Source organism: Pseudomonas sp. lyk4-R2A-8 (genome assembly GCF_030209095.1).
GTDB lineage: Bacteria > Pseudomonadota > Gammaproteobacteria > Pseudomonadales > Pseudomonadaceae > Aquipseudomonas > Aquipseudomonas quebecensis.
In genome coordinates, this window is sequence record NZ_JARVSS010000007.1 from 59,676 (window position 1) to 84,746 (window position 25,071).

A 25,071-nucleotide genomic window follows, 5' to 3' on the forward strand; every position below is an offset into this window, starting at 1 on the left:
GCATGCGGCATGCCCTAACGACTCAATGAGGACTCCCATGCGCTTTATTCGCATGCTGTTGTTGCCGGCCCTGGCCCTGACTGCTGTTTCGGCGCATGCCGACCCGGCTTCCGTCACCAGTTTGAAGAATCTGTTGGACAAATCCCAGACCCTTACCGCGCGCTTCTCCCAGTTGACCCTGGATGCCGGCGGCACCCAGTTGCAGCAGACCGAAGGTGAAATGGCCGTGCAGCGCCCAGGCCTGTTCTATTGGCACACCGAAGGCAAGTCCGAGCAGACCATTGTGTCCGACGGCCAGAAGGTCACGCTGTGGGACCCGGACCTGGAGCAGGCAACCATCAAGAAGCTCGACCCGCGCCTGAACCAGACGCCGGCGCTGCTGCTGTCGGGCGATGTGTCGAAAATCAACGACAGCTTCGACATCACCTCCAAGCAAACCAGCAACGTGATCGAGTTCACCCTTAAGCCAAAATCCAAGGACACGCTGTTTGACAGCCTGAACCTGTCGTTCGGCAACGGCGTGATCAACAACATGCGCCTGATCGACAGCGTCGGCCAGCGCACCGATATCCTGTTCTCCGGCGTCAAGGCTAACCAGCCAGTGGATGCATCCAAGTTCAAGTTCGTCATCCCCAAGGGTGCCGACGTGATCCAGGAATAAACTGCCCAGAGGTTTCAAACGCTGCCCATGGACCTGTTTCGAAGTGACCCGATTGCCCAGCCCCTGGCAGCGCGCCTGCGCTCGACCAACCTGGATGAGTACGTCGGTCAGGAACACCTGCTCGCCCGCGGCAAGCCCCTGCGCGAAGCCTTGGAGCAGGGTGCGCTGCACTCGATGATTTTCTGGGGGCCGCCGGGGGTGGGTAAAACCACCCTGGCGCGTCTGCTGGCGAAAGTCTCGGACGCGCACTTCGAAACGGTCTCGGCGGTGCTGGCTGGGGTCAAGGAGATCCGCCAGGCCGTCGAAGTCGCCAAGCAGCAGGCCGGCCAATACGGCAAGCGCACCATTCTGTTCGTCGACGAAGTGCACCGCTTCAACAAATCGCAGCAAGATGCGTTTTTGCCGTATGTCGAAGACGGCACCCTGATTTTTATCGGCGCCACCACCGAAAACCCCTCGTTTGAACTCAACAACGCCTTGCTGTCGCGGGCGCGGGTCTATGTGCTCAAAAGCCTGGACGAGGCGGCCATGCAGAAGCTGCTGCACCGGGCCTTGAGCGAAGACAAAGGCCTGGGCAAGCGCCAACTGAGCGTCAGCGACGAAGGCTTCAAAATCCTGCTCAGCGCCGCCGACGGCGATGGCCGACGTTTTCTCAACCTGTTGGAAAACGCGTCGGACTTGGCCGAAGACGGCAGCGAGATCGGCGTCGACCTCCTGCAAAGCCTGCTCGGCGACACCCGTCGCCGTTTCGACAAGGGCGGCGAAGCGTTCTACGACCAGATTTCAGCGCTGCACAAATCCGTGCGCGGCTCCAACCCGGACGGCGCGTTGTACTGGTTCGCGCGCATGATCGACGGGGGCTGCGACCCCCTGTACCTGGCGCGTCGCGTGGTACGCATGGCCAGCGAAGACATCGGCAACGCCGACCCGCGAGCCTTGAGCCTGTGTCTGGCGGCGTGGGATGTGCAGGAGCGCCTCGGCAGCCCGGAAGGCGAGTTGGCCGTGGCCCAGGCCATCACCTATCTGGCCTGCGCACCCAAAAGCAACGCGGTGTACATGGGCTTCAAGTCCGCCCTGCGTGCGGCCGCCGAGTACGGTTCCTTGGAAGTGCCGCTGCACCTGCGCAATGCGCCGACCAAGTTGATGAAGCAACTGGGCTACGGTGACGAATACCGCTACGCCCACGATGAACCGGACGCCTACGCGGCCGGCGAAGATTACTTTCCCGATGCTCTGGAGCCCCAGCCGTTCTACCAGCCGGTGCCTCGCGGCCTGGAGTTGAAGATCGGCGAAAAGCTCAACCATCTCGCGCAACTCGATCGCCTCAGCCCCAAACAGCGGAGAAAGTAGTGCTCAAGACAATTCTTGCCGTGTCCGTGGCCGGCATCGCTGGTACATTATTGCGTTTCGCCACTAGCACCTGGGTCAGCGCCAACTGGCCGAAGCATTTTTATGCGGCGACCCTGGCGGTCAATCTGGTGGGCTGTTTGATTATCGGGCTGTTGTACGGCTGGTTTCTGTTGCGCCCGGAAGTGCCGATTGAGATTCGCGCCGGCTTGATTGTCGGCTTTGTAGGCGGTCTGACGACCTTTTCATCCTTTTCACTGGATACGCTGCGCCTGCTGGAAAGCGGGCAGGCCCTGGTCGCCTTCGGGTACCTGGGCATCAGCGTGTTCGGCGGGCTGCTCGCCACCTGGGCCGGCCTGTCCTTGACCAAACTTTGATAAACGAGAGACCGACATGCTCGATTCCAAACTGTTACGTAGCAACCTTCAGGACGTAGCGGACCGCCTGGCTTCCCGTGGCTTTGCCCTGGATGTCGCGCGCATCGAAGCGCTGGAAGAACAGCGCAAGACCGTCCAGACCCGCACCGAAGCACTGCAGGCTGAGCGGAATGCGCGTTCCAAATCCATCGGTCAGGCCAAGCAGCGCGGTGAAGACATCGCGCCGTTGATGGCAGACGTCGAGCGCATGGGCACCGAGCTGTCCGACGGCAAGGCCGAACTGGACAAGATCCAGTCCGAGCTGGATCAGATCCTGTTGGGTATCCCTAACCTGCCGGACGCCTCGGTACCGGTCGGCGAAGACGAAGACGGTAACGTCGAAGTGCGCCGCTGGGGCACGCCCAAAGCCTTTGATTTCGAGATCAAGGACCACGTCGCTCTGGGCGAATTGAGCGGTGGCCTGGATTTCGAGACCGCCGCCAAGCTGTCCGGCGCGCGCTTTGCCTTGCTGCGCGGCCCGATCGCGCGCCTGCATCGTGCCCTGGCGCAGTTCATGATCAACCTGCACACCGGCGAGCACGGTTACGAAGAAGCCTATACGCCTTACCTGGTTCAGGCGCCGGCGCTGCAGGGCACCGGCCAGTTGCCGAAGTTCGAGGAAGAGCTGTTCAAGATCAGTCGCGACGGCGAAGCCGACTTTTATCTGATTCCGACCGCTGAAGTGTCGCTGACCAATATCGTCGCCGGCGAGATTCTCGACGCCAAGCAACTGCCGATCAAATTTGTCGCCCACACCCCGTGCTTTCGCAGTGAAGCCGGCGCCTCGGGCCGTGACACCCGCGGCATGATCCGCCAGCACCAGTTCGACAAAGTCGAGATGGTGCAGGTGGTCGAGCCGTCCAAGTCCATGGAAGCCCTGGAAGGCCTGACCGCCAACGCCGAGCGCGTTCTGCAGCTGCTTGAATTGCCGTATCGCGTACTGGCGCTGTGCACTGGCGACATGGGTTTCAGCGCCGTGAAGACCTACGACCTCGAAGTGTGGGTGCCAAGCCAGGACAAGTACCGCGAGATTTCCTCGTGCTCCAACTGCGGTGATTTCCAGGCGCGTCGCATGCAGGCGCGTTTCCGCAACCCGGAGACCGGCAAGCCGGAGCTGGTGCACACCCTCAACGGTTCGGGCCTGGCCGTCGGCCGTACCCTGGTCGCCGTGCTGGAAAACTACCAGCAGGCCGACGGTTCGATCCGCGTGCCCGAGGTGCTCAAGCCGTACATGGCGGGCGTCGAGGTTATCGGCTAAATGGAATTTCTGCCGCTGTTTCACAACCTGCGCGGCAGCCGGGTGCTGGTGGTCGGTGGTGGGGAAATTGCCTTGCGCAAATCCCGGCTGCTGGCCGATGCCGGCGCCGTGCTGCGGGTGGTTGCTCCTCAGATCGAAGACCAGTTGCGCGTGCTGGTGCAGGGCAGTGGCGGGGAGCTGGTTTTGCGCGGTTATCAGGAGGCCGACCTGGATGGTTGCACCCTGATTATCGCCGCGACGGACGATGAACCGCTGAATGCGCAAGTGTCCAGCGACGCCAAGCGTCGGTGCGTGCCGGTCAATGTGGTGGATGCACCGGCCTTGTGCAGTGTGATCTTCCCGGCAATTGTCGACCGTTCGCCTCTGGTGATCGCGGTGTCCAGTGGCGGCGACGCGCCGGTGTTGGCGCGACTCATCCGGGCCAAACTGGAAACCTGGATTCCGTCCACCTATGGCCAGTTGGCCGGGTTGGCCGCGCGCTTCAGGGCCCAGGTCAAAGGCCTGTACCCGGATGTGCAGCAGCGTCGTGCGTTCTGGGAAGAAGTTTTCCAGGGCCCGATTGCCGACCGTCAACTGGCCGGGCAGGGCGACGAGGCAGAGCGCCTGTTGGTCGAGAAGGTCAACGGTGCGCCGCCCCATGCGCCGGGTGAGGTCTACCTGGTGGGTGCCGGTCCGGGTGATCCCGACCTGCTGACGTTTCGCGCCTTGCGCCTGATGCAGCAGGCCGACGTGGTGCTCTACGACCGCCTGGTCGCCCCGGCGATCCTGGAGTTGTGCCGTCGTGACGCCGAGCGCGTTTATGTCGGCAAGCGGCGCGCCGAGCATGCGGTGCCGCAGGACCAGATCAACCAGCAACTGGTGGACCTGGCCAGGCAAGGCAAGCGCGTGTTGCGTCTTAAAGGGGGCGATCCGTTCATCTTTGGCCGTGGCGGCGAGGAAATCGAGGAGCTGGCCGCCCATGGCATCCCGTTCCAAGTAGTGCCGGGCATCACTGCGGCCAGCGGCTGCGCGGCCTATGCCGGTATTCCGTTGACCCACCGCGACTACGCGCAATCCGTGCGTTTTATCACCGGACACTTGAAGAATGGCACCTCTGACCTGCCCTGGCAGGACCTGGTAGGGCCTTCGCAAACGCTGGTGTTCTATATGGGCTTGATTGGCTTGCCGATCATTTGCGAACAGCTGATCCGGCATGGTCGTGCGCCGGACACGCCGGCGGCGTTGATCCAGCAGGGCACCACGTCCAACCAGCGCGTGTTCACCGGCACCCTGGCGGACTTGCCGCGCATGGTGGCGGAGCATGAAGTACATGCGCCGACACTGGTAATCGTGGGTGAGGTGGTGGTGCTGCGTGAGAAACTGAAGTGGTTTGAAGGCGCCCAGTCTCAGGTCTGAGCCTGAAGCGCCATCACCCTGTGGAAGGGGGCTTGCCCCCGACGCGGCCTGGCAGTCAGCCAGGATGTTGGATCAGCTCCACACCCCTTTTCCGCTCAACCGCTGCCGATGGTGCACGGTATCGAACGCCTGCAATGGCCCCTTCGGCACAATCCCGGTGGGGTTGATGGTGCGGTGGCTGGCGTAGTAGTGCCCTTTGATGTGTTCGAAGTCCACCGTCTCGCCCACGCCAGGCCACTGATACATTTCCCTCAGCCAATTCGACAGGTTCGCATAATCGGCAATTCGCCGCAGATTGCATTTGAAGTGGCTGTAATACACCGCATCAAACCGAATCAGCGTGGTGAACAGCCGCACATCGGCTTCGGTCAGGTATTCCCCGGCCAGGTAGCGATGCTCGCCCAGGTGCTGTTCCAGATGGTCCAGCTCGGCGAATACATCATTGAACGCGCTTTCGTAGGCCTGTTGCGAGGTGGCAAAGCCAGCACGGTACACGCCGTTGTTGACGGCCGGGTAGATGCGCGCGTTGAGTGCGTCGATGGTGGCGCGCAACGGTTCGGGGTAGAAGTCCAAGGTGTTGCCGGTCAGCCCATTGAACGCGCTGTTAAACATGCGGATGATTTCCGCCGATTCGTTGCTGACAATGCGCTTGAGCTGGTTGTCCCACAGCACCGGTACGGTGACCCGCCCGGTGTAGTCGGACGTGTCGGCGGTGTAGCGTTGGTGCATGTAGGCAAAGTCGTCGAGTCGATCGCCGGTGGAGCCTTTGGCCTTATCGAAGGTCCAGCCGTTTTCCAGCATCAGCCAGCTGACCACCGACACATCGATCAGGTTTTCCAGGCCCTTGAGCTTGCGCAGGATCAACGTGCGATGTGCCCACGGGCAGGCGAGGGAGACATAGAGGTGATAGCGACCGGCTTCGGCCTTGAAGCCGCCTTCGCCACTCGGGCCGGGCTGGCCGTCGGCGGTGACCCAGTGGCGGCGTTGCGCCTGCTCGCGCTGGAAAGCGCCATCCGCGCTACTTTCGTACCACTGGTCTTTCCAGTGTCCTTCGATCAGCAAACCCATGACTGGCTCCTCGACTAATAAGCGTTGGAGCCAGTCTAAAGCTCAGGGTTCGATTTAAAAGCGCAAAGACTGCGGGTCAATTATCGATTAAATCGATCTGTCCCGCGCTTGCCAGTACTCCTCGGCCATCGCAAATGCCTGCTCACGGGGTTGTCCAAGGCCGCGTAACGCCAGGGCCATGGTGGCGATCAGCGCCAGTTGTGGGTAGCTGTCCTCGACATCGCCACGCCATACCGCTTTGAGGTGTTCAGGCTCCAGGGTCGCCGGTTTGACATGGCGCTGGGTGGAAAGGGCCGGCCACTCTTCGTCCCAGCTCTGGCCGCCGGTGGTGCCGTAGAGATGGCTGAGGGTGTCGGGGTTGATCTCGATCTCGCCGCCATCCCCCTTGACCACGATCACCGTGTCGCCGAGCAGGCCGCTGGCATCGCGATGCACGCCCTGATAGCCGGGGTGGAAAATACTTTGCAGGCCGCATCGGGCGTTCAACGGGTTGAGCAGGCGCGCCAGGGAATGGATCGGCGAGCGCAGGCCCAGGGTGTTGCGCAGGTCGATCATGCGCTGCAACTGCGGCGCCCAATCCCCTAGCGGGATAAACGCCAGGTTGCCTTGGGCAAACGCGGCCTCGACCTGCTGCCAGTCGCGGCACAATGGAATCTGCAAACCTTGCAGCAATTGCTCGGTGTACAGCCGCCCGGCGGTGTGCGCGCCGCCACCGTGCATCAGGATACGCACGCCGTTTTGCGCCAGGCATTTGGCGGCCAGCAGAAACCACGGCAGATGGCGCTTTTTACCGGCATAGCTGGGCCAGTCGATGTCCACGTTCAGCGCCGGAGCGTTCAGGCGCTCGCGCACCGCTTCGGTAAAACCGGCGAGTTCTTCCGGGCTTTCTTCCTTGTGCCGCAGCAGCATCAGGAAGGCGCCGAGCTGGGTGTCCTCGACTTTTTCGTCGAGCAGCATGCCCATGGCTTCGCGGGCTTCCTCACGGGTGAGGTTGCGCGCACCGCGCTTGCCTTTGCCCAGGATGCGCACGAACGGCGCAAACGGATGCTCGTCAGGGGTTTGCAGGGTCAGTGGGGCAAAGTCGGTCATAAGCAATTCGTCGGCCTGGGCAGGCCCGCCAGTTTGGCGGCGAGTTTGGCGGGAGTGCCGTTGAACAGTTTGTTGAGGTGCAGGCTGTTGCCCTTTTCCGGGCCCAGCTTCAAGGCGGTGTACTTGATCAGCGGGCGCGTGGCCGGGGACAGTTGGAATTCGGCGTAGAACTGGCGCAGCAGATCGAGGATCTGCCAGTGGTCCGGGGTCAGCTCCAAGGCTTCGGCGGCGGCCAGGGCGTGGGCGACTTCGACGGACCAGTCATCCAGGTCGACCAGATAGCCGTCCTTGTCCAGTTCCAGGCTGCGCGTACCGACGATGAGCGTATTCATAGCCAGGTGTTGACCTTGTCGTAGTCGATCGACAATTGCACGAATCCCGGATAATCCACGCTGCCGGCCCATTCAGGCAGCGGCAGGTTGCGTGCCTGGCGGTCTTCGGCCAGCACGAAGACCTTCACGCCTTTGGCCTGCAGCGCCGCGTTGTGCAGGCCGTAGGTGCCGTCACCACACAGCAGGATTGCATCATGAGCGCCGCAGACCCGCAGGCAACTGGCGAGGCGGCTGTCGGTAAAGGGCGAGTGGGAAACCACATGGAGAGTCGACATCAGAGGGTCATCACCTGGTCGTAACGTTCAATCAACTGGGAAACAGCGGCGCTGTCCAAGGGCTGCGCACTGGCGGGAGGCGTAAGCCCGCGTTCGGCCAGGCTGTGGCTGCAGGCGAACACGTCATCGATGCCGAACAACCCGAGGGCCTGCAGATTGGCGCTGAGGTCTTTTTGCTGCACGGCCTTGGCGTCCTGGCCGGGGGCCAGTTGAAACACGCCGTCGTCCATGAACAGCAGGCCGATCGGCAGATCGAAGGCACCGCCGGCCAGCACGATGTCCAGCGCTTCGCGCGCACTTGGGCCGGACCACGGAGCCTGGCGGCTGATTACCAACAAGGATTTGGACATGTCATGGCCCTCCAAAACAGATCAGGCGGTCGGCGGCCTGGGTGGCGTCGTGCAATTGCCCCAGGCCCGACAGCGCCCAGGGTGCCTCCAGGTTCACGGCGCTGCGTTGATAGCGCGTGGCTTCTTCGGCGTTGAGCACGCCACGGCGCAGGGCGGCGGCGATGCACACCACGCCATCGAGCTGATGCTGGCTGACGAACTCGCGCCATTGGCGCGCGATGTCCTGCTCATCCTGGGGCGCCACGACGGTATTCGCCGCGCTGTACACGCCGTCCTGATAGAAGAACAACCGCACAATCTCATGCCCGCCGGCGAGCGCGGCCTGGGCAAACAGCAGGGCACGGCGCGATGAGGGCGCATGGGCGGCGGAAAACAAAGCAATCGCAAACTTCATGGAACACTCGGCAAGCAAACGTGGGCCAATGATAAAGCCGCCTGCACGAAAAAGCCCGCCGTGATCAAAACGGTCACTGTCGCTGACTGTTCTGACGATTGCCGGTAGGCAACGGGCTGCTTAGTCTGTGGGAACTCGACACCCAAAAGGAGTTTCCATGCCTGGTCCACTGGCGTCCCTTAAAGTGCTGGATTTTTCCACCTTGCTGCCCGGCCCGTTTGCGAGTTTGATGCTGGCGGACATGGGCGCCGAGGTACTGCGTATCGAATCGCCCACGCGCCCGGACCTGCTGCGTGTGTTGCCTCCCCACGACCAGGGTACCTCGGCGAGCCACGCGTACCTCAATCGCAATAAACGCAGCCTGGCGCTGGACCTCAAGCAGGCCGAGGCGTTGGAGATCGTGCATGCGCTGGTCGCGGATTACGACATTGTGCTCGAACAGTTCCGGCCTGGCGTGATGGAGCGCCTGGGTCTGGGGTATGAGGCGTTAAAGGCGATCAACCCGCGACTGATCTACGTGTCGATCACCGGCTATGGCCAGACCGGGCCCTACAAGGACCGTGCCGGCCACGATATCAACTACCTGGCACTGGCCGGCATGGCCAGTTATACCGGGCGCCAGGACAGCGGGCCGTTGCCCCTGGGCGTGCAAGTGGCGGATGTGGGCGGCGGCTCGCTGCACGCGGTCGTCGGCTTGCTGGCGGCAGTGATCGCGCGGCAGCAGAGTGGGGTGGGGCAATACCTGGATGTGAGCATGACGGACTGCTCGTTCAGCCTAAACGCCATGGCTGGCGCGGGTTATCTGGCGTGCGGTGTAGAGCCTCAATGGGAAATCCAGGTGCTCAATGGCGGCAGTTTCTACGATTACTACCGCACGCGGGACGGGCGCTGGATGTCGGTGGGCAGCCTGGAGCCGGCGTTCATGCAGGCCTTGTGCACGGCGCTGGGCCGGCCGGAGTTGACCGCCCACGGCCTCACACCCGAACGGCAGCCGGCGTTCAAGCAGGCGTTGCAGGTGGAATTCGAAAAACGCAGTTTTGATCAGCTCTGTGAGTTGTTTGCCGGTGTGGATGCCTGCGTGGAGCCTGTGCTGACGCTCAGCGAAGCCGTGGCCCATCCGCAGATAATGGCGCGGGCACTGGTCAGCCAAGTGCCCAGAAGCGATGGCTCGAGCCAGGCGCAGATTGCCTGCCCGTTGAAATTTTCAGAAGGGTTGCCGGCGCCCCGACACATTGGCGCCGCCGTGGGGGCACACAGTGATGAAGTGTTGGCGGAGCTGGGTTTCAGTGCTCAGCGGATAGCCGATTTGCGGCGGAGCAAGGTGGTAGGGTGACTGATCTGGCGCTATCGGGGGCAAGCCCCCTCCCACATTTGAAAGTTGATCGACATGACAGTGCGGTCAGATATGGGAGTCGGGCTTGCTCGCGAAGAGGCCCTTATTCCACCCGCGTTTCCCCGCTGAACACCAGGGTCTGCCGACACCGCCGACACAAATACCGCCGCCCCTGAGCCACCATTCCATGACGCTGCGACGAAAATGGAAAGTCGCTATCGGCGCACGTGCAGCGGTAGATGTAGCGGGTCATCTGGCGGCGTTTCACCGCATAGGTGTGACAACGGTCCGGCGGCAGTTCGTAAACCCCGCGCATGATCAATTGCCATTCTTCGCCGTGGGGCTGGATGCGTTCGCCGAACAATTGGTGGGCGATCAGATGCGCCACTTCATGGGCCACGGTCTGCTTGAGGAAGTGTTGGCTGTTTTCCTGGTAAAGCTGGGGGTTGAAGCGCAGCAGGTTCTCGTGCAAATGCGCGACACCGGCTTTCTGGCCCCGCAGCTTGAGGCTGACCTGGGGGCGTTTGAAGCTTCGTTTGAAAAAGGACTCGGCTAGCTGGAAACACTCTTCGACGCGGGTATTGAGTTGCTCGGGCATGCTGTATCTATCTCCAGAGACGCCCAGTATGCCGTAAAACCGGGTGTTTCCGAATCTGTCAGGCGCCGAATGGTCATGCCAGACGCACAAGGCCACCTTGCGGTGGCCCTGCCGGCGCGGTGGGTGCGTCAGTTGGTGTAGATCGGCCCGACGCCCAGGCCCCAGACAATCACGGTAAACGCCATGATCGCCACCAGCACCACCAAACCTACGGCCAGTATGGAGCTGGAAAACAGGAAGCCTTCATCCGGATCGATGCTCATAAAGGTCGGCACGCCCACATACAGCAGATACACCGTATAGCAGATCGCCGCTGTCCCCACGACCATGCCCAGCCACATATGCGGGTAAAGCGCCGCCAGCCCGCCGATAAACAGTGGGGTCGCGGTATAAGTGGCGAACGCCACGCAGCGCGCCATGCTGGGATTGGCGTCGTAGGTGCGTGCCATCCAGTGGATGAAGGCGCCCATCACCGCCACGCCGGCGAGCATGGCCGCGTAGGACATGATGGTCATCCACAACGCGCTTTCCTGAGTCAACATCACGGGTGCGCGGTTGCCGATAACCCAGCCGACCCGGGTAGTGCCGATGAAGGCTGACAGGGCGGGAATCGCCGCAAGAATCAGCGTATGAGTGAGGTACATGTGGCCGATGCTTTCTTCCTTATCGCCACGGATCTCCCGCCATTCCTGGTCAGGATGGGTAAACAGCCCCACGACGTGATGGATCATGCCAGTCACTCCTGTCGTTATTACCATCGCCCCCCATCGGAGCGCCCACGGGCCAGTTGGCCTGAAAGGTCTGGATAGCCTGTCTGCGACCTTATGTCGCAGTATAGGAACGGATGAACGGAAAAGCCGTAGGGCCGTTAGAGCATATTGCACTGTAAACACGCGGCGTAATCGCGCCAGGGTCTGTAGGTGGAGCACTGCAACCGCGCATTGGACTCGTTGGCGCATACCGGTAAAATGCTGCGCTTTTCGTCACACACCTCAAGCGGATCCAAGCGCCATGGGCACTCTTACGGTCAACCAGAACAAACTGCAAAAACGCCTGCGTCGCCTGGCCGGTGAAGCGGTCGCCGATTTCAATATGATCGAGGACGGCGACAAGGTGATGGTCTGCCTCTCCGGCGGCAAAGACAGCTACACCCTGCTTGACGTGCTGCTGCACCTGCAAAAGGTCGCGCCGATCAAGTTCGAGATCGTTGCCGTCAACATGGACCAGAAACAACCGGGCTTTCCCGAGCATGTGCTGCCGGCCTACCTGAAAGAGTTGGGCATCGAGTATCACATCGTCGAAAAAGACACCTATTCGGTGGTCAAGGAGCTGATTCCGGAGGGGAAGACCACCTGCTCGCTGTGCTCGCGCCTGCGCCGTGGCACGCTCTACACCTTTGCCGATGAGATCGGCGCGACCAAGATGGCGCTGGGGCATCATCGCGACGATATCGTCGAGACGTTTTTCCTCAATATGTTCTTCAACGGCTCGCTCAAGGCCATGCCGCCCAAGCTGCGCGCCGATGACGGGCGCAACGTGGTGATTCGCCCGCTGGCCTACTGCAACGAGAAGGACATCCAAGCCTACTCCGATTTCAAGCAATTCCCGATCATCCCGTGCAACCTCTGCGGCTCCCAGGAAAACCTGCAGCGCCAGGTGGTCAAGGAGATGCTGCAGGACTGGGAGCGCAAAACGCCCGGACGCACCGAAAGCATCTTCCGCAGCCTGCAGAACGTGATCCCGTCGCAGCTGGCCGACCGCAACCTGTTCGACTTCACCAGCCTGAGGATCGATGAGACCGCCGCGTCGCGCTTCGTTAATGTGGTGAACCTCTGAGTCGATTCAAGGCTCTGACACACGGCGCTCGCGGGCGCCGTTTTCAATTCCACTGCCAGGAGAGGGCATGCGCGATTACAAGTGGCTGCACGAATATTGTCTGAATCGCTTTGGCTCGGCGGCCAAACTGGAAGCTCATTTGCCGACTCCCAAGACCCCGGCGCAATTGCGCAGGATCAGCGATGATCGCTACCTGTCGACCTTGGCACTGCGGGTATTTCGCGCCGGCCTCAAGCACAGCGTGGTGGACGCCAAATGGCCAGCCTTCGAACAGGTGTTCTTTGGCTTCGATCCGGAAAAGGTCGTGTTGATGGGCGCCGAGCATCTGGAGCGGCTGATGCAGGACACCCGCATCATTCGTCACCTGGGCAAGCTCAAGAGCGTGCCGCGCAATGCGCAGATGATCCTGGATATCACCCAGGAAAAGGGCAGCTTCGGCGCGTTCATCGCCGAGTGGCCGGTGACCGACATCGTTGGCCTGTGGAAATACCTGAGCAAGCACGGCCACCAGCTGGGCGGCCTGTCGGCCCCACGCTTTCTACGCATGGTCGGCAAGGACACCTTTGTGCCCAGCGATGACGTGGTCGCGGCGTTGAATGCACAGAAGATCGTCGACAAGGCCCCCACCAGCCTGCGCGACCTGGCGACGGTGCAGGGCGCCTTCAACCAGTGGCATGCCGAGAGTGGTCGGCCAATGTGCCAGCTGTCGATGATGCTGGCGTACACCGTCAACCACTGACCCCCACGGTCAGCGCGGCGTTCGTGGCGAGTCGCCTCGCCACGGAGGATTTATGCGGCCAGGCGTCGGTTCAACTGATGGCGCCAGCGCACATACAGCAGCGCGGTACAGAACACCGCCAGACTCGCCAGCATTTCCAGCACGCCGAACCACTGGCGGTTCGGGTCATACGCCGCCAACGCGCCCTTGATGAAGTACAGGTTCACCGCAAAGCACATCCACGAGTGCCCGCGGGCGCTGCCGAGCAGCATGCCCGGTGCCAGTACCAGCAATGGCACCAACTCGATCAGCAGGATCACCCAGGGGCGTGCGCCGTGCAGATCGGCGACAAACAGATAATACCCGCACAACAAACCCACCAGCGCCAAAAACGCCAGCAGGCTTAATGCGCGCGCCACTTTTACCCGTGGCTCCAGCCACGCTTGCGGTGGCAGTACCTTAGGCTTTCTGGCCACGGCCGTTCTCCAGCAACGTGGCGGTAGTGGCCAGGCGCAGGCCGAGGGCTTTGCACAGCGCCATTTCATGGGGGTCGAGCAGGCGCTTGCCGTCCGGCCCGGCATGGTGGCTGGCGCCGTATGGCGTGCCGCCGCCCTGGGTGTCGAGCAGGGCCTGTTCGCTGTAGGGCAGGCCGGTGATCAGCATGCCGTGGTGCAGCAGCGGTAACAGCATCGACATCAACGTGGTTTCCTGGCCGCCGTGCAGACTGGCCGTGGAGGTGAACACCCCGGCCGGTTTGCCCACCAATGCGCCGGTGAGCCACAGGTTGCTGGTGCCGTCGAGAAAATACTTGAGGGGGGCGGCCATGTTGCCGAAACGCGTCGGGCTACCGAGCGCCAGGCCCGAGCAGTGTTTCAGATCATCGAGGCTGGCATACAGCGCGCCCTCGTCCGGGATGCTCGGCGCTACCGCCTCGCACTCGGTGGACACCGCCGGCACCGTGCGCAGGCGTGCTTCCATGCCGCCCAGCTCAATGCCCCGAGCAATGTGCCGGGCCATTTCACTGACCGAGCCGTTGCGGCTGTAATACAGCACCAGCACATAGGGCGCAGTCACGGCAGAATCTCCAATACGTTCTCCGGAGGACGGCCGATGACGGCCTTGTCGGCGGTTTCCAGGATCGGGCGTTCCATCAGCTTGGGATGGGCGGCAATGGCGTCGATCAACTGGGTTTCACTGAGGCTGGCGTCAGAAAGGTTAAGGCTTTTGTATTCGTCTTCGCCGGTGCGCAGCAGCTGGCGCGCACTCAGGCCGAGTTTGCCCAGCAGCGCCTGAATTTGCGCAGCGTTGAGCGGGGTTTCCAGATAACGCACCACGGTCGGGGTAAGGCCGCGCGCTTCCAGCAGTTCGAGGGCACCGCGCGATTTCGAGCAGCGCGGGTTGTGATAAAGCGTCAGATCGGTCATATGCGGGTCGCATCTTGCAGGAGGTGGCGGGTATTCTACCTGCGCGGCGCCCGGTCCTTAAACCGTAAGAGGCATCCGGTCGCAGCCCATGTCTATTTTTACGAAGGATTACCCCATGACACGTCGACTGATCGGTGCATTGGCGATCATTACAACCCTGCTGCTCAGCGGCTGCGGGAATGACTATGGCATTGACCAATACGGCCAGAAAGTCGCGGCCGAACGTTTGGACAAACAGTGGGTGGTGATCAACTACTGGGCCGAATGGTGCGGCCCCTGCCGTACGGAAATCCCCGAGCTCAATGCCTTGGCCGAACAGCTCAAAGGCCAGAATGTCGGAGTGTTCGGGGTCAATTTCGACAATGTGCAGGGCGAAGAACTCAAGGCCGCCAGCGAGAAACTGGGGATCAAGTTCACGGTGCTGGCGCAGAACCCGGATGGCATCTTCGAGATTCCGCGCAGCGAAGCGCTGCCGGTGACGTACATCATCGATGACAAGGGTAAGGTGCGCGAGCAGTTGATGGGCGAGCAGACGGCCGCAGGGGTGCTGGCCAAGCTCAAGGCGTTGCGCGGGTAAAGCGAGCTCTCAACGCAACGGTGGGAGAGGGCTCTGGTCCCACCGTTGGATGTTCATCCGGTCAGAACTCGGATCAGCCTTCTTCGAGCCACAGGCGGATCGGCTTGCCTTCGGCCGGCCAGAAGCGAGTCTGCTCGATGGGCGAGACGTCCCAGCGTTGTACGTTTTGCAGGGCCTGAAAGAAGCGGTGCTCCTGCTCCATCAGGGCCTCGGCGCAGAGTTTGCGGGTGCTGCCGATCTTGCCGAAGCTGAGTTTGTCGCCGTCCAGAGTGTAGGGCGCAAACCAGTGGTTGCAGCCTCCATTGCCGTAGGCACGTCCGTCATTGCCAAGGGTGACGGTCAGGTGCGCGTAATCCATCAGCGGCCGCTCACCGATCCACTCCACCACGTAGCTGTGGTCCTGCTTGAGTTTGACCTCATCGCCCGCACAGCCGGCCAGGCCCGCGCCGAGTGCTGCCATCAGCAGCACGCCTTTCATTGCGTGGCCTTCCGGCAGCTCGGGCAGCGGTGCTTGTCGCCGTCGCTGGCCCAGCCCAACTCCGCGACACGCGCGTTGGCGGCCGGTTGCAGCGGCTCCTTGGTCAGCTTGGTTTCCACAGCGAACTCAAATTCCAGCACGGCGTCGCAGCTGTCGCAGTTGACCTTCCAGGTGTGGATCTCCAATTCGCCGAATTTCGGCCCCTGGGCCATGGCGACCCATTGGCCGGCCGGGCGGATGGAGTAGCGCGCATCGCCTTCGACGGTCAGACGCATCGACAGGGTTTTACTGCCGCGCAGGGTGACGATCAGAACGTCGCCATGTTTGATCGAGCCACCGTTGCCGGTGACCTGGTAACGGCCCGGCACCAGGGCGCGGCATTCGATCAGGGTGTGTTGCGGGCTCAGCAAGCTGAAGCGGAAATCGTGTTCGGCCATGGATCCTCCAAATAGGCGCGGCATCCTATCACGGGTGCCGGCCTATCATCAGCGCGCTATGTGACCGCTGATCAACCATCAACCTGATTTCGCACCTGGCCGTCGGCCCATGCCGCGATGTTGGTCAGCGTGGTGGTGGCGATGGCCGCCAGGGCCTCGCGGGTCAGGAACGCCTGGTGCGCGGTGATGATCACGTTGGGAAAGGTCAGCAGGCGCGCGAGGACGTCATCCTGTAAGGGCAGGTCGGAGCGGTCTTCGAAGAACAACTGGGCTTCTTCCTCGTACACGTCCAGCCCCAGGTAGCCGAGCTGACCGTCCTTGAGGGCGTCGATCAAGGCGGGCGTGTCCACCAGTGCGCCGCGTCCGGTGTTGATCAGCATCGCCCCAGGCTGCATCTGTGCCAGTGAAACGGCGTTGATCAAGTGCCGGGTGTCTGTAGTGAGCGGGCAGTGCAGGCTGATCACCTGGGCCTGGGCGAGCAGCTCCGGCAGGCTCACGTAGCGCGCGCCGAGCGCCTGCACGTCGGGATTGGGGAAGGGGTCGTAGGCCAGGAGCGCGCAGCCGAATCCGGCCATGATCCTGGCAAAGGTTGCGCCGATCTGCCCGGTGCCGACCACGCCGACGGTTTTGCCCGCCAGGTCGAAGCCGGTTAATCCGTGCAGACTGAAATCGCCGTCGCGGGTGCGGTTGTAGGCGCGGTGCAAGCGGCGGTTGAGCGCCAGGATCAGCGCTACGGCGTGCTCGGCCACGGCGTGGGGCGAGTAGGCGGGCACGCGCACGATGGTCAGGCCCAGGCGCTTGGCGGTGGCCAGGTCGACATGGTTGTAACCGGCCGAACGCAGCGCGATCAGGCGCGTGCCGCCCTTGGCCAGGTGCTCCAGCACTGGGGCGCTGAGGTCGTCATTGATAAAAGGACAGACCACTTCGTGGTGCTCGGCCAGCGCCACGGTGTCGAGGTTCAGCCGCGCCGGCTGGAACTGCAGCTCCAGACCCGGCGGCAGCGGCGCGCCGAGAAAACTGTCGCGGTCGTAGGTTTGGCTGCTGAACAGAATTACGCGCATTGCAAAGCTCCCTGCGTATTCAAATCAATGGGCCGCGTCAGGCGCTGACCCGCGCTTCACTGGCCAATCGGGCGATGGCCATGTCGAGCTCGTCCAGTGCGTGCAAGGCCTTGGCGTCGTCCTGCTTGAGCAGGGTTTCAGCGCGCTGGCAGGCAGCGCGCAGTTGCGGCACGCCACAGTAACGTGTGGCGCCGTGCAGGCGATGCACGCGTTCGATGAGCGCGTTGTTGTCATTGGCTTGGCGAGCGACGCTGATGGCCGTGCGGTCCGCTTCCAGCGAAGCCAGCAACATGGCGAGCATGTCGGCGGCCAGGTCGGTTTTGCCGGCGGCCAGGCGCAGGCCTTCCTCATGGTCCAGCACCGGCAGTTGCACGCCAGGGGCCAGGCCGTCGGTGGTGCGCTCCGGCGCCTGGTTGCGCAGCGCCAGCCCGGTCCATTTGAGTACCACCTGGGCCAATTGCCGTTCGCTGATGGGTTTGGTCAGGTAATCGTCCATGCCGCTTTGCAGCAAGGCGCGTTTTTCGTTGGCCATGGCGTGAGCGGTGAGGGCGACGATCGGCAGCGGCGTGCCATGACGCTCGCTTTCCCACTGGCGTATCGCTTCGGTGCTCTGGCGACCGTCCATGCCGGGCATCTGCACGTCCATCAGCACCAGATCGTAGGCCTCCTGCTTGACCGCGTCGACGGCGGCGTAACCGCTTTCCACCGCGTGCACTTTGGCACCCATGTCTTCCAGCAACGTTTGCACCAGCAACAGGTTCGCCGGGTTGTCATCTACGCACAGCACACGCGGCGCGCGGCTGGACAACGGTTCGCCCGGCTCGCTGCGCGAAGGGCGCGGGCTGATCAGGTCCGACAGCGCCCGACGCAGTTTGCGGGTACACGCCGGCTTGGCCTGCAACTGGCTGTTGGGGTTGGGCACCGACTGATTGAACAGCATCTGCTCAGTGGTAGGGCACAGTACCAAGACCTTGCAGCCCAGGTGCTCCAGGTCCCACAAATGCTGGTTGAGGCGCTCCGGGGGAATGTCGTTGGCCGTCACGCCGAGTACGGCCAGGTCGATGGCCTGCTCAGTCTGATGGGCGCTGGTGATCCCGTTGGTCAGGCTTTCGAGGGTGTTGAACGGGGTGACTTCCAGGCCGCAATCCTCCAGTTGGTGTTGCAGGGCCTGGCGCGCCAACTCGTGGTTTTCGAGGACGGCCACGCGATGCCCCAGCAGCGGCGCGCAGGGCAGGTCCTCGACGTCGTCCCGGGTTTTGGGCAGGTTCAGGCTGATCCAGAACTCCGAGCCTTCGCCAGGCGTGCTGTCGACGCCGATTTCGCCGCCCATCTGTTCGATCAACCGCTTGGAAATCACCAGCCCCAGGCCGGTGCCGCCGGGCTGGCGCGATAATGAGTTATCGGCCTGGCTGAAGGCCTGGAACAGCGCGCGTACGTCCTGGCTGGACAGGCCGATGCCGGTGTCCTGCACGCTGATGCGCAGTTGCACGGTGTCTTCCTGCTCTTCCTCGATCATCGCGCGGGCCACGATGGTGCCCTCGCGGGTGAACTTGATCGCATTGCTGATCAGGTTGGTGAGGATCTGCTTGAGCCGAAGCGGATCGCCCACCAGCGCCAGCGGCGTGTCGCGGTAGACCAGGCTGACAAGCTCCAGCTGCTTGGCATGGGCGGCGGGCGCGAGGATGGTCAGGGTGTCCTGCAGCAGGTCGCGCAGGTTGAATGGAATGCTGTCGAGCACCAGCTTGCCGGCTTCGATTTTGGAGAAGTCGAGAATCTCGTTGATGATGCCCAGCAGGTTGTCGGCGGATTTTTCGATGGTGCCCAGGTAGTCGAGCTGACGCGGCGTCAGTTCGCTTTTCTGCAGCAGGTGGGTAAAACCGAGGATGCCGTTGAGCGGCGTGCGGATTTCATGGCTCATATTGGCCAGAAACTCCGACTTGATGCGGCTCGCCTCCAGGGCTTCCTTGCGCGCCAGGTCCAGCTCGATGTTCTGGATTTCGATGGTTTCCAGGTTCTGGCGTACGTCTTCGGTGGCCTGGTCGATGCTGTGCTGCAGTTCTTCCTGGGCGTTCTGCAGGGTCTCGGCCATGCGGTTGATGCCCGAAGCGAGCTGATCCAGCTCCTGGCTGCCCAGCGCGGGCAGACGCGTTTGCAGATTACCGTCCTTGAGCTGGGCCACGGCTTGCTTGATCAGGCCGATCGGCGAGGTGATCGTGCGGCTGATGCGCAGCGCCAGCGCGGCGGTAAAGATCAGCCCGATGGCAATCAACAGCAGGCTGGCGAACAGGCTGCGGTAGCCGCGCAGCAACATGCCGTTATGGGACAGTTCCACTTCGACCCAGCCCAGCAGGCGGTCGCTTTCGTCGGGAATCAGGTCGCCGGCGAGGTTGCGATGCCGGCCGAACACCGGCAACAGGTAACGGGTGGCGTCGTTGCCGGTGCGTTGCAACAGGTGAGAACTGTTGCCGATCGGTGCCGGATTGAGCATGGTCGGGCCGGCGTGGGCGAGGGTGCCGCGGTCGGGCGCGAGGAAGGACACGGTGCGTACATCCTGCTGCTCCAGGGACTGGGTGGCGATGCGCTCCAGCAAGTCCACGTTCCTGCTGCTCAGGGCCGGTGCCACCAGTGGCGCCAATTGCTCGGCGATCATCTCGCCGCGCTGCAGCAACTGGGTTTGCAGCTCCGACAGCTGCATCCAGGTGAAATACCCACCCAACAACAAGGCCATCAGGCTGGTCGGCAACAAGGTCAGCAACAGTACGCGGCCTTTTATCCCCATTCTTCTAAGCACGCCACTCTCCTGCTACTACATTGAAATCAATCGTTCGCGCAGGCATCCCGCCCGCGCCACCTGCGCAGTGTAGCCATTTGCGCGGGGTGGAATCTTGCAAATTCGACACCGCCGACAATCTTCAGGCCATTGGAAGGCGAGCGGCGATTGCCTGCGGCGGGCTAATCTTGAATAATTGGCGATTGAGAATGACTTGCAGACGCTAATGACTCCCGCAGCCAGTATCCTGACCATCGAAGACGATCCCGTGCTCGGTGCCTACGTTCATGAACACTTGGAGCGCAGTGGCTTTCAGGTCACCTGGTGCCAGAACGGCCAACAGGGCCTGGACATGGCGCGCGCGCGTGCATTCGACGTGGTGTTGATGGATATTCTGCTGCCGGGGCTGGATGGCTTGTCGATCCTCACCGATTTACGCAAAAGTCATTCGACCCCGGTGATCCTGATGTCGGCCCTGGGCGCCGAGGCCGACCGGGTCAGCGGTTTTCGCCTGGGCGCAGACGACTACTTGCCCAAGCCTTTCAGCATGCTTGAGCTGCGTGTGCGCATTGAGGCCATTCTGCGTCGCGTGGCGCTTGACCGACGGCCGTTGCCTGCCCGGCCAGCCCTATGCGAAGACGTGCCGGGCCTGCGCTTTGACGATGAGCTGGATGATGTTTTCCACCAGCAGCACGCCGCCGGCCTGACCCGCAGCGAATTCCGCCTGCTGGAAACCCTGCACCGCAACGCTGAGGAAGTCTTGAGCAAAGCCTTTCTTTATCAGCATGTGCTGCAACGCGGTTATGCCCCCCATGACCGCAGCCTCGACATGCATATCAGCCAGATCCGCCGCAAGCTCAAGGCCATCGGCTACACCGAGCGCGAAGTGCGCACCGTGTGGGGCAGGGGTTATACGCTGAGCGGTCGCGATGACAGCCTTTGAACGTCCTTTGAAGCGCCTGCCGGGCAAGCACTCGTTGTTCTGGAAGCTGGCCTGCCTGTTGATTGCTTTCTGCTTACTGATGATCTGGCTCAGTTGGTCCTGGGGCCGCTACATGGAGCAGCAGAACGCTTATCTGTCCGAAGAGGCGAAATTTACCCTGGGCGGTTATGCGGCGGGCGCGGAGCAGGCTTGGAACCGAGGTGGCCATGCAGGCGTCGATGCCTGGCTGCAGATGCTGGGGGCTCGGGAAACCACCTGGGTCGGCGTGATCGGCAACGACCTGCAATCGTTGAGCAGTTCTCCCCTGAGCAGCTCGGAGAGCCAGCGCCTGACCTTTCTGCGCGGCTTGGACTGGCCGGTGAGCCGGCATGTGAAAGGGCTGCCCTGGTTGAAGATTGCATTCCCCACCGACCCCGAGGCCGGTTCGTTGGTGATCGAATTGCCGCAGCGTTTTATGCCCGGTCGCTATCAAGTGTTCTGGCGTGTGGTCACCAACGGCGTGATCCCTGGTTTGTTCACGCTGTTGTTGTGCATTGGCCTCTATCGCCTGCTGATCATGCCGCTCAATCAGTTGCGCGAACAGGCCAACGCCTGGCGCGCCGACCAATTGAACACACGCTTGTCGCAAGATGCGACCAGTCGCCAGGATGAGTTGGGCGAACTGGGCCGCGCCTTTGACCATATGTCCGAGCGCTTGCAGGGCACCGTGGTGCTGCAGCAGCAGTTGCTGCGAGACATGTCCCACGAACTGCGCACGCCGTTGAGCCGCCTGCGCGTGGCCTGCGACAGTGAGCAGGACCTGGCGCAGCTGCGTGAGCGCCTGGGCCGGGAAATCGACGCGATGCAGCGGCTGGTGGAAGACAGTCTGCAACTGGCCTGGCTCGACGCCGAACGGGCGCCGCTGGTCAAGGAAGCGATCCAATTGCAGGCGCTGTGGGACATGTTGCGTGAAAACGCCTGCTTTGAAAGCGATTGGCCGGCGTCGCGCCTGCCGTGCCTGCTGGGGCCTGAATGCTGGGTGCGGGGCAACCTCAATGGGCTGGCCCAGGCCCTGGAAAATATCCTGCGCAATGCCATACGGCATTCTCCGACGGGCGGGGTGGTGTGCCTGGACGGGCGGCGCGAAGGGGAGTACTGGCACTTATGGCTGGAAGACCAGGGCGGTGGAATCGATGAGCGGGACCTGGAGCGCATTTTTGCGCCGTTTACTCGGCTGGACGGCTCGCGCCCGGGCGATGGCGGCTTCGGCCTGGGGTTGAGTATCGCGCGCAATGCGCTGCAACGTCAGGACGGCAGCCTGTGGGCGGAAAATACCGGCGCGGGCCTGCGTATGCATTTACGCCTGCCGGCGCTGTAGATCTCAGCCGCGACGCTGTTTGCGTTTCTTCCATTGATGGGCAACCCACCAACGCCAGTAGCCCATGGTCAGGCAATAGGCCAGTGCGCCCAGCACCAGCCCCAGTACCACCGAACCGAGCAGAAAGGGTTGCCACAAGGTGCTTAACTGGCCGCTGATCCATTCCCAGGTCAAGTCGTCGGGAAGGCTGCGCGCGGGGACGTTCATCAGCCAGGCGCCGGTCAGATAGGTGCAAATGAACACCACCGGCATGGTGATCGGGTTGGTCAGCCACACCAGGCTCACGGCGATAGGCATGTTGCCGCGCACCGTGATGGCGAGGATCGCTGCGAGCAGCATCTGCAAGGGAATCGGAATGAACGCCGCGAACAGGCCCACGGCCATGGCCCGCGCCACCGAGTGTCGGTTGAGGTGCCAGAGGTTCGGATCATGCAGCAACGTACCGAGAAACTGTAATGACTTGTGTTCCCTGATACTGGTGGGGTCGGGCATGTACCGTTTGAATAAGCGCCGAGGCATAAGGGGTCCAGGTCGGTTCGAGGGGCAAGTATGCCCGCATTCTATAAACAGGAAATTCAGACTTTGTGACAAAACATCATAGGCCTTGTCGCAGGCCCGTCTAAGACTGAGTGGATCACTTGAAAAGGATGATTCATGAGGACAGGGATGTGTGCGCTTGCGTTGGGGCTGCTGGCGGTGGTGTTCCTACCCACGCTGCCTGCCACGGGATGGCTGATAGGCATGCTGGCGCTGGCGTTGATGCTGTTGCCATTTCGAACCTACCCACTGGCGTTTTTCCTGCTGGGACTGAGTTGGGCGTGTATCGGCGCGCAGTGGGCCCTGAATGACCGGCTGTCGCCGGCGCTGGATGGGCAGACCCGTTGGGTAGAAGGCCGGGTGACGGGGTTGCCGCAACAAACCGAAGAGGCGGTGCGTTTCGAACTGACCGACGGACGGTCGCGGGCGGGTCGATTACCCAAGCGTATTCGCGTGTCCTGGCGTGACGGCCCGCCGGTACGCAGCGGCGAACGATGGCGTTTGGCAATTACCTTGAAACGGCCTGCCGGTCTGCTGAATTTCCATGGCTTTGACCGCGAAGCCTGGCTGCTGGCCCAGCGTGTCGGTGCGACCGGTTCGGTGAAAGACGGCCAACGCCTGGCGCCAGCGCACAATGCCTGGCGCGACGGCGTGCGCCAGCGGCTGCTGGCGGTGGATGCCCATGGTCGCGAGGCGGGCCTGGCCGCTCTGGTGCTGGGCGATGGCTCCGGTCTCACCACTGAGGACTGGCAGGTCTTGCAGGACACCGGCACGGTGCATCTGTTGGTGATTTCCGGGCAACACATCGGCCTGCTGGCAGGCCTGATCTACGGGCTGATCGCCGGGCTGGCGCGTCGGGGCGCCTGGCCGCGAGGCTGGCCGTGGCTGCCGTGGGCCTGTGGCCTGGCGTTTGCCGCCGCCCTGGGTTACGGATTGCTGGCCGGCTTCGGCGTGCCGGTGCAGCGTGCGTGTGTGATGGTAGGGCTGGTGCTGTTGTGGCGTTTGCGTTTTCGTCACCTGGGCGTGTGGTGGCCATTGTTGCTGGCATTCAATGGGGTGTTGATCCTGGAGCCGTTGGCCAGCCTGCAGGCAGGTTTCTGGCTGTCGTTTGCGGCGGTGGCGGTGCTGATCCTGGCGTTCAGCGGGCGTCTGGGGCCGTGGAGCCTCTGGCAGGTATGGACGCGGCCGCAATGCGCGATCGCCGTTGGGCTGTTTCCGGTACTGCTGGTGCTGGGGTTGCCCATCAGCCTGAGTGCGCCGCTCGCCAATCTGGTGGCCGTGCCGTGGATCAGCCTGGTCGTACTGCCATTGGCGCTGTTGGGCACCGCCCTGTTGAGCGTGCCAGTTGTAGGGGAAGGGCTGTTGTGGCTCGCGGGCGGCGCATTGGATGGGTTGTTCGTCGGCCTGGCCTGGCTCGCAGGGCACATGCCCGCCTGGCTGCCGGCCCAAGTGCCGTGGGCTGCCTGGCTGGTCAGCCTGCTCGGCGCGGTGGTGCTGTTATTGCCCCGCGGCGTGCCGCTGCGGGGGCTGGGTTGGCCGATGCTGCTGCTGGCGGTATTCCCTCCGCGCGCGCCGGTGCCCCACGGTCAGGTCGATGTGTTGCAACTGGATGTAGGGCAAGGGCAAGCGCTGATTCTGCGTACCCGCAATCACACGTTGCTCTACGACGCCGGGCCGCGTGCGGGAGCGTTCGACCTGGGCGCGCGCGTGGTGCTGCCGTCGTTGAAGAAACTTGGCGTCGCCAAACTGGACCTGCTGCTGCTCAGCCATGCCGATGCCGACCATGCGGGCGGCGCGGTGGCGATCGCGCGAGGCATGCCGGTTGACCGCGTGATCAGCGGAGAAACGCAACGGCTGCCGGCCCTGCTCGGCGCGCAGGCGTGTGTCAGTGGCCGGCAGTGGGTATGGGACGGGGTGGCTTTTGAATTATGGCAATGGCCTGAGGCTATCAGCGGCAACGCGAAATCCTGTGTCCTGCAAGTGCAGGCCAACGGGGAGCGCCTATTGCTGACCGGCGATATCGATCACGCCGCCGAGCGGGCGCTGCTCGACTCGCCGCTGGCGGTGCCGACCGACTGGCTGCAAGCACCGCATCATGGCAGCCACAGCTCGTCCTCCTGGGCCTTTCTGGAGCGCCTTGCGCCCCGTTCGGTGCTGATCTCGCGCGGGCGCGGCAACGCGTTCGGACATCCCCATCCGCAGGTCATGGAGCGCTATCGGGCGCTGGGCAGCCGGGTCTACGACAGCGCCGAGCAAGGCGCCGTGCGTCTGCAATTGGGCGCTTTTGCGACCCCGGAGGTTGCGCGCGGTCAACGGCGTTTCTGGCGCGAACGGTTACCCTGACCCGGTATGCGCGACGACCCTGGGCAATGCCAGGGTCGACGAGCCCCGCTGTCGAACCTATATGGTAAAGTGGC

The 25,071-nt window shown here is 62.7% G+C and carries 28 protein-coding genes; 12 read left to right on the forward strand and 16 right to left on the reverse strand.

Annotated features, from left to right (window positions below):
- The first annotated feature begins 37 nt into the window (after positions 1–37).
- From lolA to cysG, 5 genes are read left to right on the forward strand one after another with little or no spacing between them, the layout of a single operon-like run.
- A complete protein-coding gene (gene lolA, locus QRN10_RS07690) occupies positions 38–661 on the forward strand; it encodes an outer membrane lipoprotein periplasmic chaperone LolA (protein WP_266247779.1) in 624 nt (207 codons plus the stop codon).
- Between the two features lie 27 nt (positions 662–688).
- Positions 689–2,011: a replication-associated recombination protein A gene (locus tag QRN10_RS07695; RefSeq protein ID WP_181076643.1), complete on the forward strand. Its 1,323-nt coding sequence runs from the start codon at positions 689–691 to the stop codon at positions 2,009–2,011.
- Positions 2,011–2,385 carry a fluoride efflux transporter CrcB gene (crcB, locus tag QRN10_RS07700; RefSeq protein WP_034120232.1) on the forward strand — a complete coding sequence of 125 codons (375 nt, stop codon included), beginning with the start codon at positions 2,011–2,013 and terminating at the stop codon, positions 2,383–2,385. The genes QRN10_RS07695 and crcB overlap by 1 nt, the downstream gene beginning before the upstream one ends.
- A gap of 16 nt (positions 2,386–2,401) precedes the next feature.
- Positions 2,402–3,682: a serine--tRNA ligase gene (gene serS, locus QRN10_RS07705; protein WP_181076644.1), complete on the forward strand. Its 1,281-nt coding sequence runs from the start codon at positions 2,402–2,404 to the stop codon at positions 3,680–3,682.
- Positions 3,683–5,077 carry a siroheme synthase CysG gene (gene cysG / locus QRN10_RS07710; RefSeq protein WP_253508210.1) on the forward strand — a complete coding sequence of 465 codons (1,395 nt, stop codon included), beginning with the start codon at positions 3,683–3,685 and terminating at the stop codon, positions 5,075–5,077.
- A gap of 72 nt (positions 5,078–5,149) precedes the next feature.
- Here the strand turns inward: cysG and QRN10_RS07715 are convergent, their stop codons facing one another.
- The 6 genes from QRN10_RS07715 to tusD form a co-directional block, all read right to left on the reverse strand.
- Positions 5,150–6,145: a glutathione S-transferase family protein gene (locus QRN10_RS07715; RefSeq protein ID WP_285428119.1), complete on the reverse strand. Its 996-nt coding sequence runs from the start codon at positions 6,143–6,145 to the stop codon at positions 5,150–5,152.
- Between the two features lie 87 nt (positions 6,146–6,232).
- The gene (locus tag QRN10_RS07720; protein ID WP_266247788.1) at positions 6,233–7,234 is read right to left on the reverse strand and encodes a glycosyl transferase family protein; all 1,002 of its coding nucleotides are present in this window, start codon (positions 7,232–7,234) and stop codon (positions 6,233–6,235) included.
- Entirely contained in the window at positions 7,231–7,566 is a 336-nt protein-coding gene (locus tag QRN10_RS07725) for a TusE/DsrC/DsvC family sulfur relay protein (protein ID WP_181076650.1), read from the reverse strand. Before QRN10_RS07725 ends, QRN10_RS07720 begins: the two co-directional genes overlap by 4 nt.
- Positions 7,563–7,841 (reverse strand): sulfurtransferase complex subunit TusB, encoded by a 279-nt coding sequence (tusB, locus tag QRN10_RS07730; RefSeq protein ID WP_181076652.1) that lies wholly within the window; start codon positions 7,839–7,841, stop codon positions 7,563–7,565. The genes QRN10_RS07725 and tusB overlap by 4 nt, the downstream gene beginning before the upstream one ends.
- Positions 7,841–8,191 (reverse strand): sulfurtransferase complex subunit TusC, encoded by a 351-nt coding sequence (gene tusC / locus QRN10_RS07735; RefSeq protein WP_181076653.1) that lies wholly within the window; start codon positions 8,189–8,191, stop codon positions 7,841–7,843. Before tusC ends, tusB begins: the two co-directional genes overlap by 1 nt.
- Position 8,192: 1 nt before the next feature.
- Positions 8,193–8,585, reverse strand: a complete 393-nt coding sequence (gene tusD / locus QRN10_RS07740) for a sulfurtransferase complex subunit TusD (protein ID WP_181076655.1) — start codon at positions 8,583–8,585, stop codon at positions 8,193–8,195.
- Positions 8,586–8,742: 157 nt separating this feature from the next.
- Here tusD and QRN10_RS07745 point away from each other — a divergent pair, with 157 nt between their 5' ends.
- Positions 8,743–9,918: a CaiB/BaiF CoA transferase family protein gene (locus tag QRN10_RS07745; RefSeq protein WP_285428120.1), complete on the forward strand. Its 1,176-nt coding sequence runs from the start codon at positions 8,743–8,745 to the stop codon at positions 9,916–9,918.
- Positions 9,919–10,021: 103 nt separating this feature from the next.
- On the opposite strand, the gene QRN10_RS07750 is transcribed toward QRN10_RS07745, so the two are convergent.
- On the reverse strand, positions 10,022–10,516 hold the full coding sequence (locus QRN10_RS07750; protein WP_253508199.1) for a SprT family zinc-dependent metalloprotease: 495 nt from the start codon (positions 10,514–10,516) through the stop codon (positions 10,022–10,024).
- Between the two features lie 128 nt (positions 10,517–10,644).
- Positions 10,645–11,247: a Yip1 family protein gene (locus QRN10_RS07755; protein ID WP_181076660.1), complete on the reverse strand. Its 603-nt coding sequence runs from the start codon at positions 11,245–11,247 to the stop codon at positions 10,645–10,647.
- A gap of 280 nt (positions 11,248–11,527) precedes the next feature.
- On the opposite strand from QRN10_RS07755, the gene ttcA reads away from it, so the two are divergent.
- A complete protein-coding gene (gene ttcA / locus QRN10_RS07760) occupies positions 11,528–12,352 on the forward strand; it encodes a tRNA 2-thiocytidine(32) synthetase TtcA (protein ID WP_181076661.1) in 825 nt (274 codons plus the stop codon).
- A 67-nt stretch (positions 12,353–12,419) separates the two neighbouring features.
- Positions 12,420–13,091: a DNA-3-methyladenine glycosylase I gene (locus tag QRN10_RS07765; RefSeq protein ID WP_181076663.1), complete on the forward strand. Its 672-nt coding sequence runs from the start codon at positions 12,420–12,422 to the stop codon at positions 13,089–13,091.
- Positions 13,092–13,141: 50 nt separating this feature from the next.
- Here the strand turns inward: QRN10_RS07765 and QRN10_RS07770 are convergent, their stop codons facing one another.
- From QRN10_RS07770 to arsC, 3 genes are read right to left on the reverse strand one after another with little or no spacing between them, the layout of a single operon-like run.
- Complete coding sequence (locus QRN10_RS07770; protein WP_253508197.1) at positions 13,142–13,546, reverse strand: DUF2069 domain-containing protein; 405 nt, start codon at positions 13,544–13,546, stop codon at positions 13,142–13,144.
- The gene (gene wrbA, locus QRN10_RS07775) at positions 13,530–14,144 is read right to left on the reverse strand and encodes an NAD(P)H:quinone oxidoreductase (RefSeq protein WP_181076666.1); all 615 of its coding nucleotides are present in this window, start codon (positions 14,142–14,144) and stop codon (positions 13,530–13,532) included. The genes QRN10_RS07770 and wrbA overlap by 17 nt, the downstream gene beginning before the upstream one ends.
- Complete coding sequence (gene arsC, locus QRN10_RS07780; protein ID WP_181076667.1) at positions 14,141–14,494, reverse strand: arsenate reductase (glutaredoxin); 354 nt, start codon at positions 14,492–14,494, stop codon at positions 14,141–14,143. The genes wrbA and arsC overlap by 4 nt, the downstream gene beginning before the upstream one ends.
- A 115-nt stretch (positions 14,495–14,609) precedes the next feature.
- Between arsC and QRN10_RS07785 the strand changes: the two genes are divergently transcribed.
- Positions 14,610–15,071: a TlpA disulfide reductase family protein gene (locus tag QRN10_RS07785; protein WP_181076669.1), complete on the forward strand. Its 462-nt coding sequence runs from the start codon at positions 14,610–14,612 to the stop codon at positions 15,069–15,071.
- Between the two features lie 73 nt (positions 15,072–15,144).
- Here QRN10_RS07785 and QRN10_RS07790 read toward each other — a convergent pair whose 3' ends face one another.
- From QRN10_RS07790 to QRN10_RS07805, 4 genes are all read right to left on the reverse strand, one after another.
- The gene (locus tag QRN10_RS07790) at positions 15,145–15,549 is read right to left on the reverse strand and encodes an META domain-containing protein (protein WP_181076670.1); all 405 of its coding nucleotides are present in this window, start codon (positions 15,547–15,549) and stop codon (positions 15,145–15,147) included.
- Positions 15,546–15,986 carry a hypothetical protein gene (locus QRN10_RS07795; protein WP_181076672.1) on the reverse strand — a complete coding sequence of 147 codons (441 nt, stop codon included), beginning with the start codon at positions 15,984–15,986 and terminating at the stop codon, positions 15,546–15,548. Before QRN10_RS07795 ends, QRN10_RS07790 begins: the two co-directional genes overlap by 4 nt.
- A 71-nt stretch (positions 15,987–16,057) precedes the next feature.
- Positions 16,058–17,047 (reverse strand): 2-hydroxyacid dehydrogenase, encoded by a 990-nt coding sequence (locus QRN10_RS07800; protein WP_181076674.1) that lies wholly within the window; start codon positions 17,045–17,047, stop codon positions 16,058–16,060.
- Positions 17,048–17,084: 37 nt separating this feature from the next.
- The gene (locus QRN10_RS07805) at positions 17,085–19,838 is read right to left on the reverse strand and encodes a response regulator (protein WP_181076676.1); all 2,754 of its coding nucleotides are present in this window, start codon (positions 19,836–19,838) and stop codon (positions 17,085–17,087) included.
- A 205-nt stretch (positions 19,839–20,043) separates the two neighbouring features.
- Between QRN10_RS07805 and QRN10_RS07810 the strand changes: the two genes are divergently transcribed.
- Positions 20,044–20,760, forward strand: a complete 717-nt coding sequence (locus QRN10_RS07810) for a response regulator transcription factor (RefSeq protein WP_181076678.1) — start codon at positions 20,044–20,046, stop codon at positions 20,758–20,760.
- Positions 20,747–22,117, forward strand: a complete 1,371-nt coding sequence (locus QRN10_RS07815; RefSeq protein ID WP_285428121.1) for a histidine kinase sensor domain-containing protein — start codon at positions 20,747–20,749, stop codon at positions 22,115–22,117. Before QRN10_RS07810 ends, QRN10_RS07815 begins: the two co-directional genes overlap by 14 nt.
- 3 nt (positions 22,118–22,120) lie before the next feature.
- Here the strand turns inward: QRN10_RS07815 and QRN10_RS07820 are convergent, their stop codons facing one another.
- Positions 22,121–22,636, reverse strand: a complete 516-nt coding sequence (locus QRN10_RS07820; protein ID WP_181076681.1) for a DUF2062 domain-containing protein — start codon at positions 22,634–22,636, stop codon at positions 22,121–22,123.
- Between the two features lie 135 nt (positions 22,637–22,771).
- Here QRN10_RS07820 and QRN10_RS07825 point away from each other — a divergent pair, with 135 nt between their 5' ends.
- Positions 22,772–24,997, forward strand: coding sequence for a DNA internalization-related competence protein ComEC/Rec2 (locus QRN10_RS07825; RefSeq protein WP_266247797.1), 2,226 nt, complete (start codon positions 22,772–22,774; stop codon positions 24,995–24,997).
- Positions 24,998–25,071: the final 74 nt, after the last annotated feature.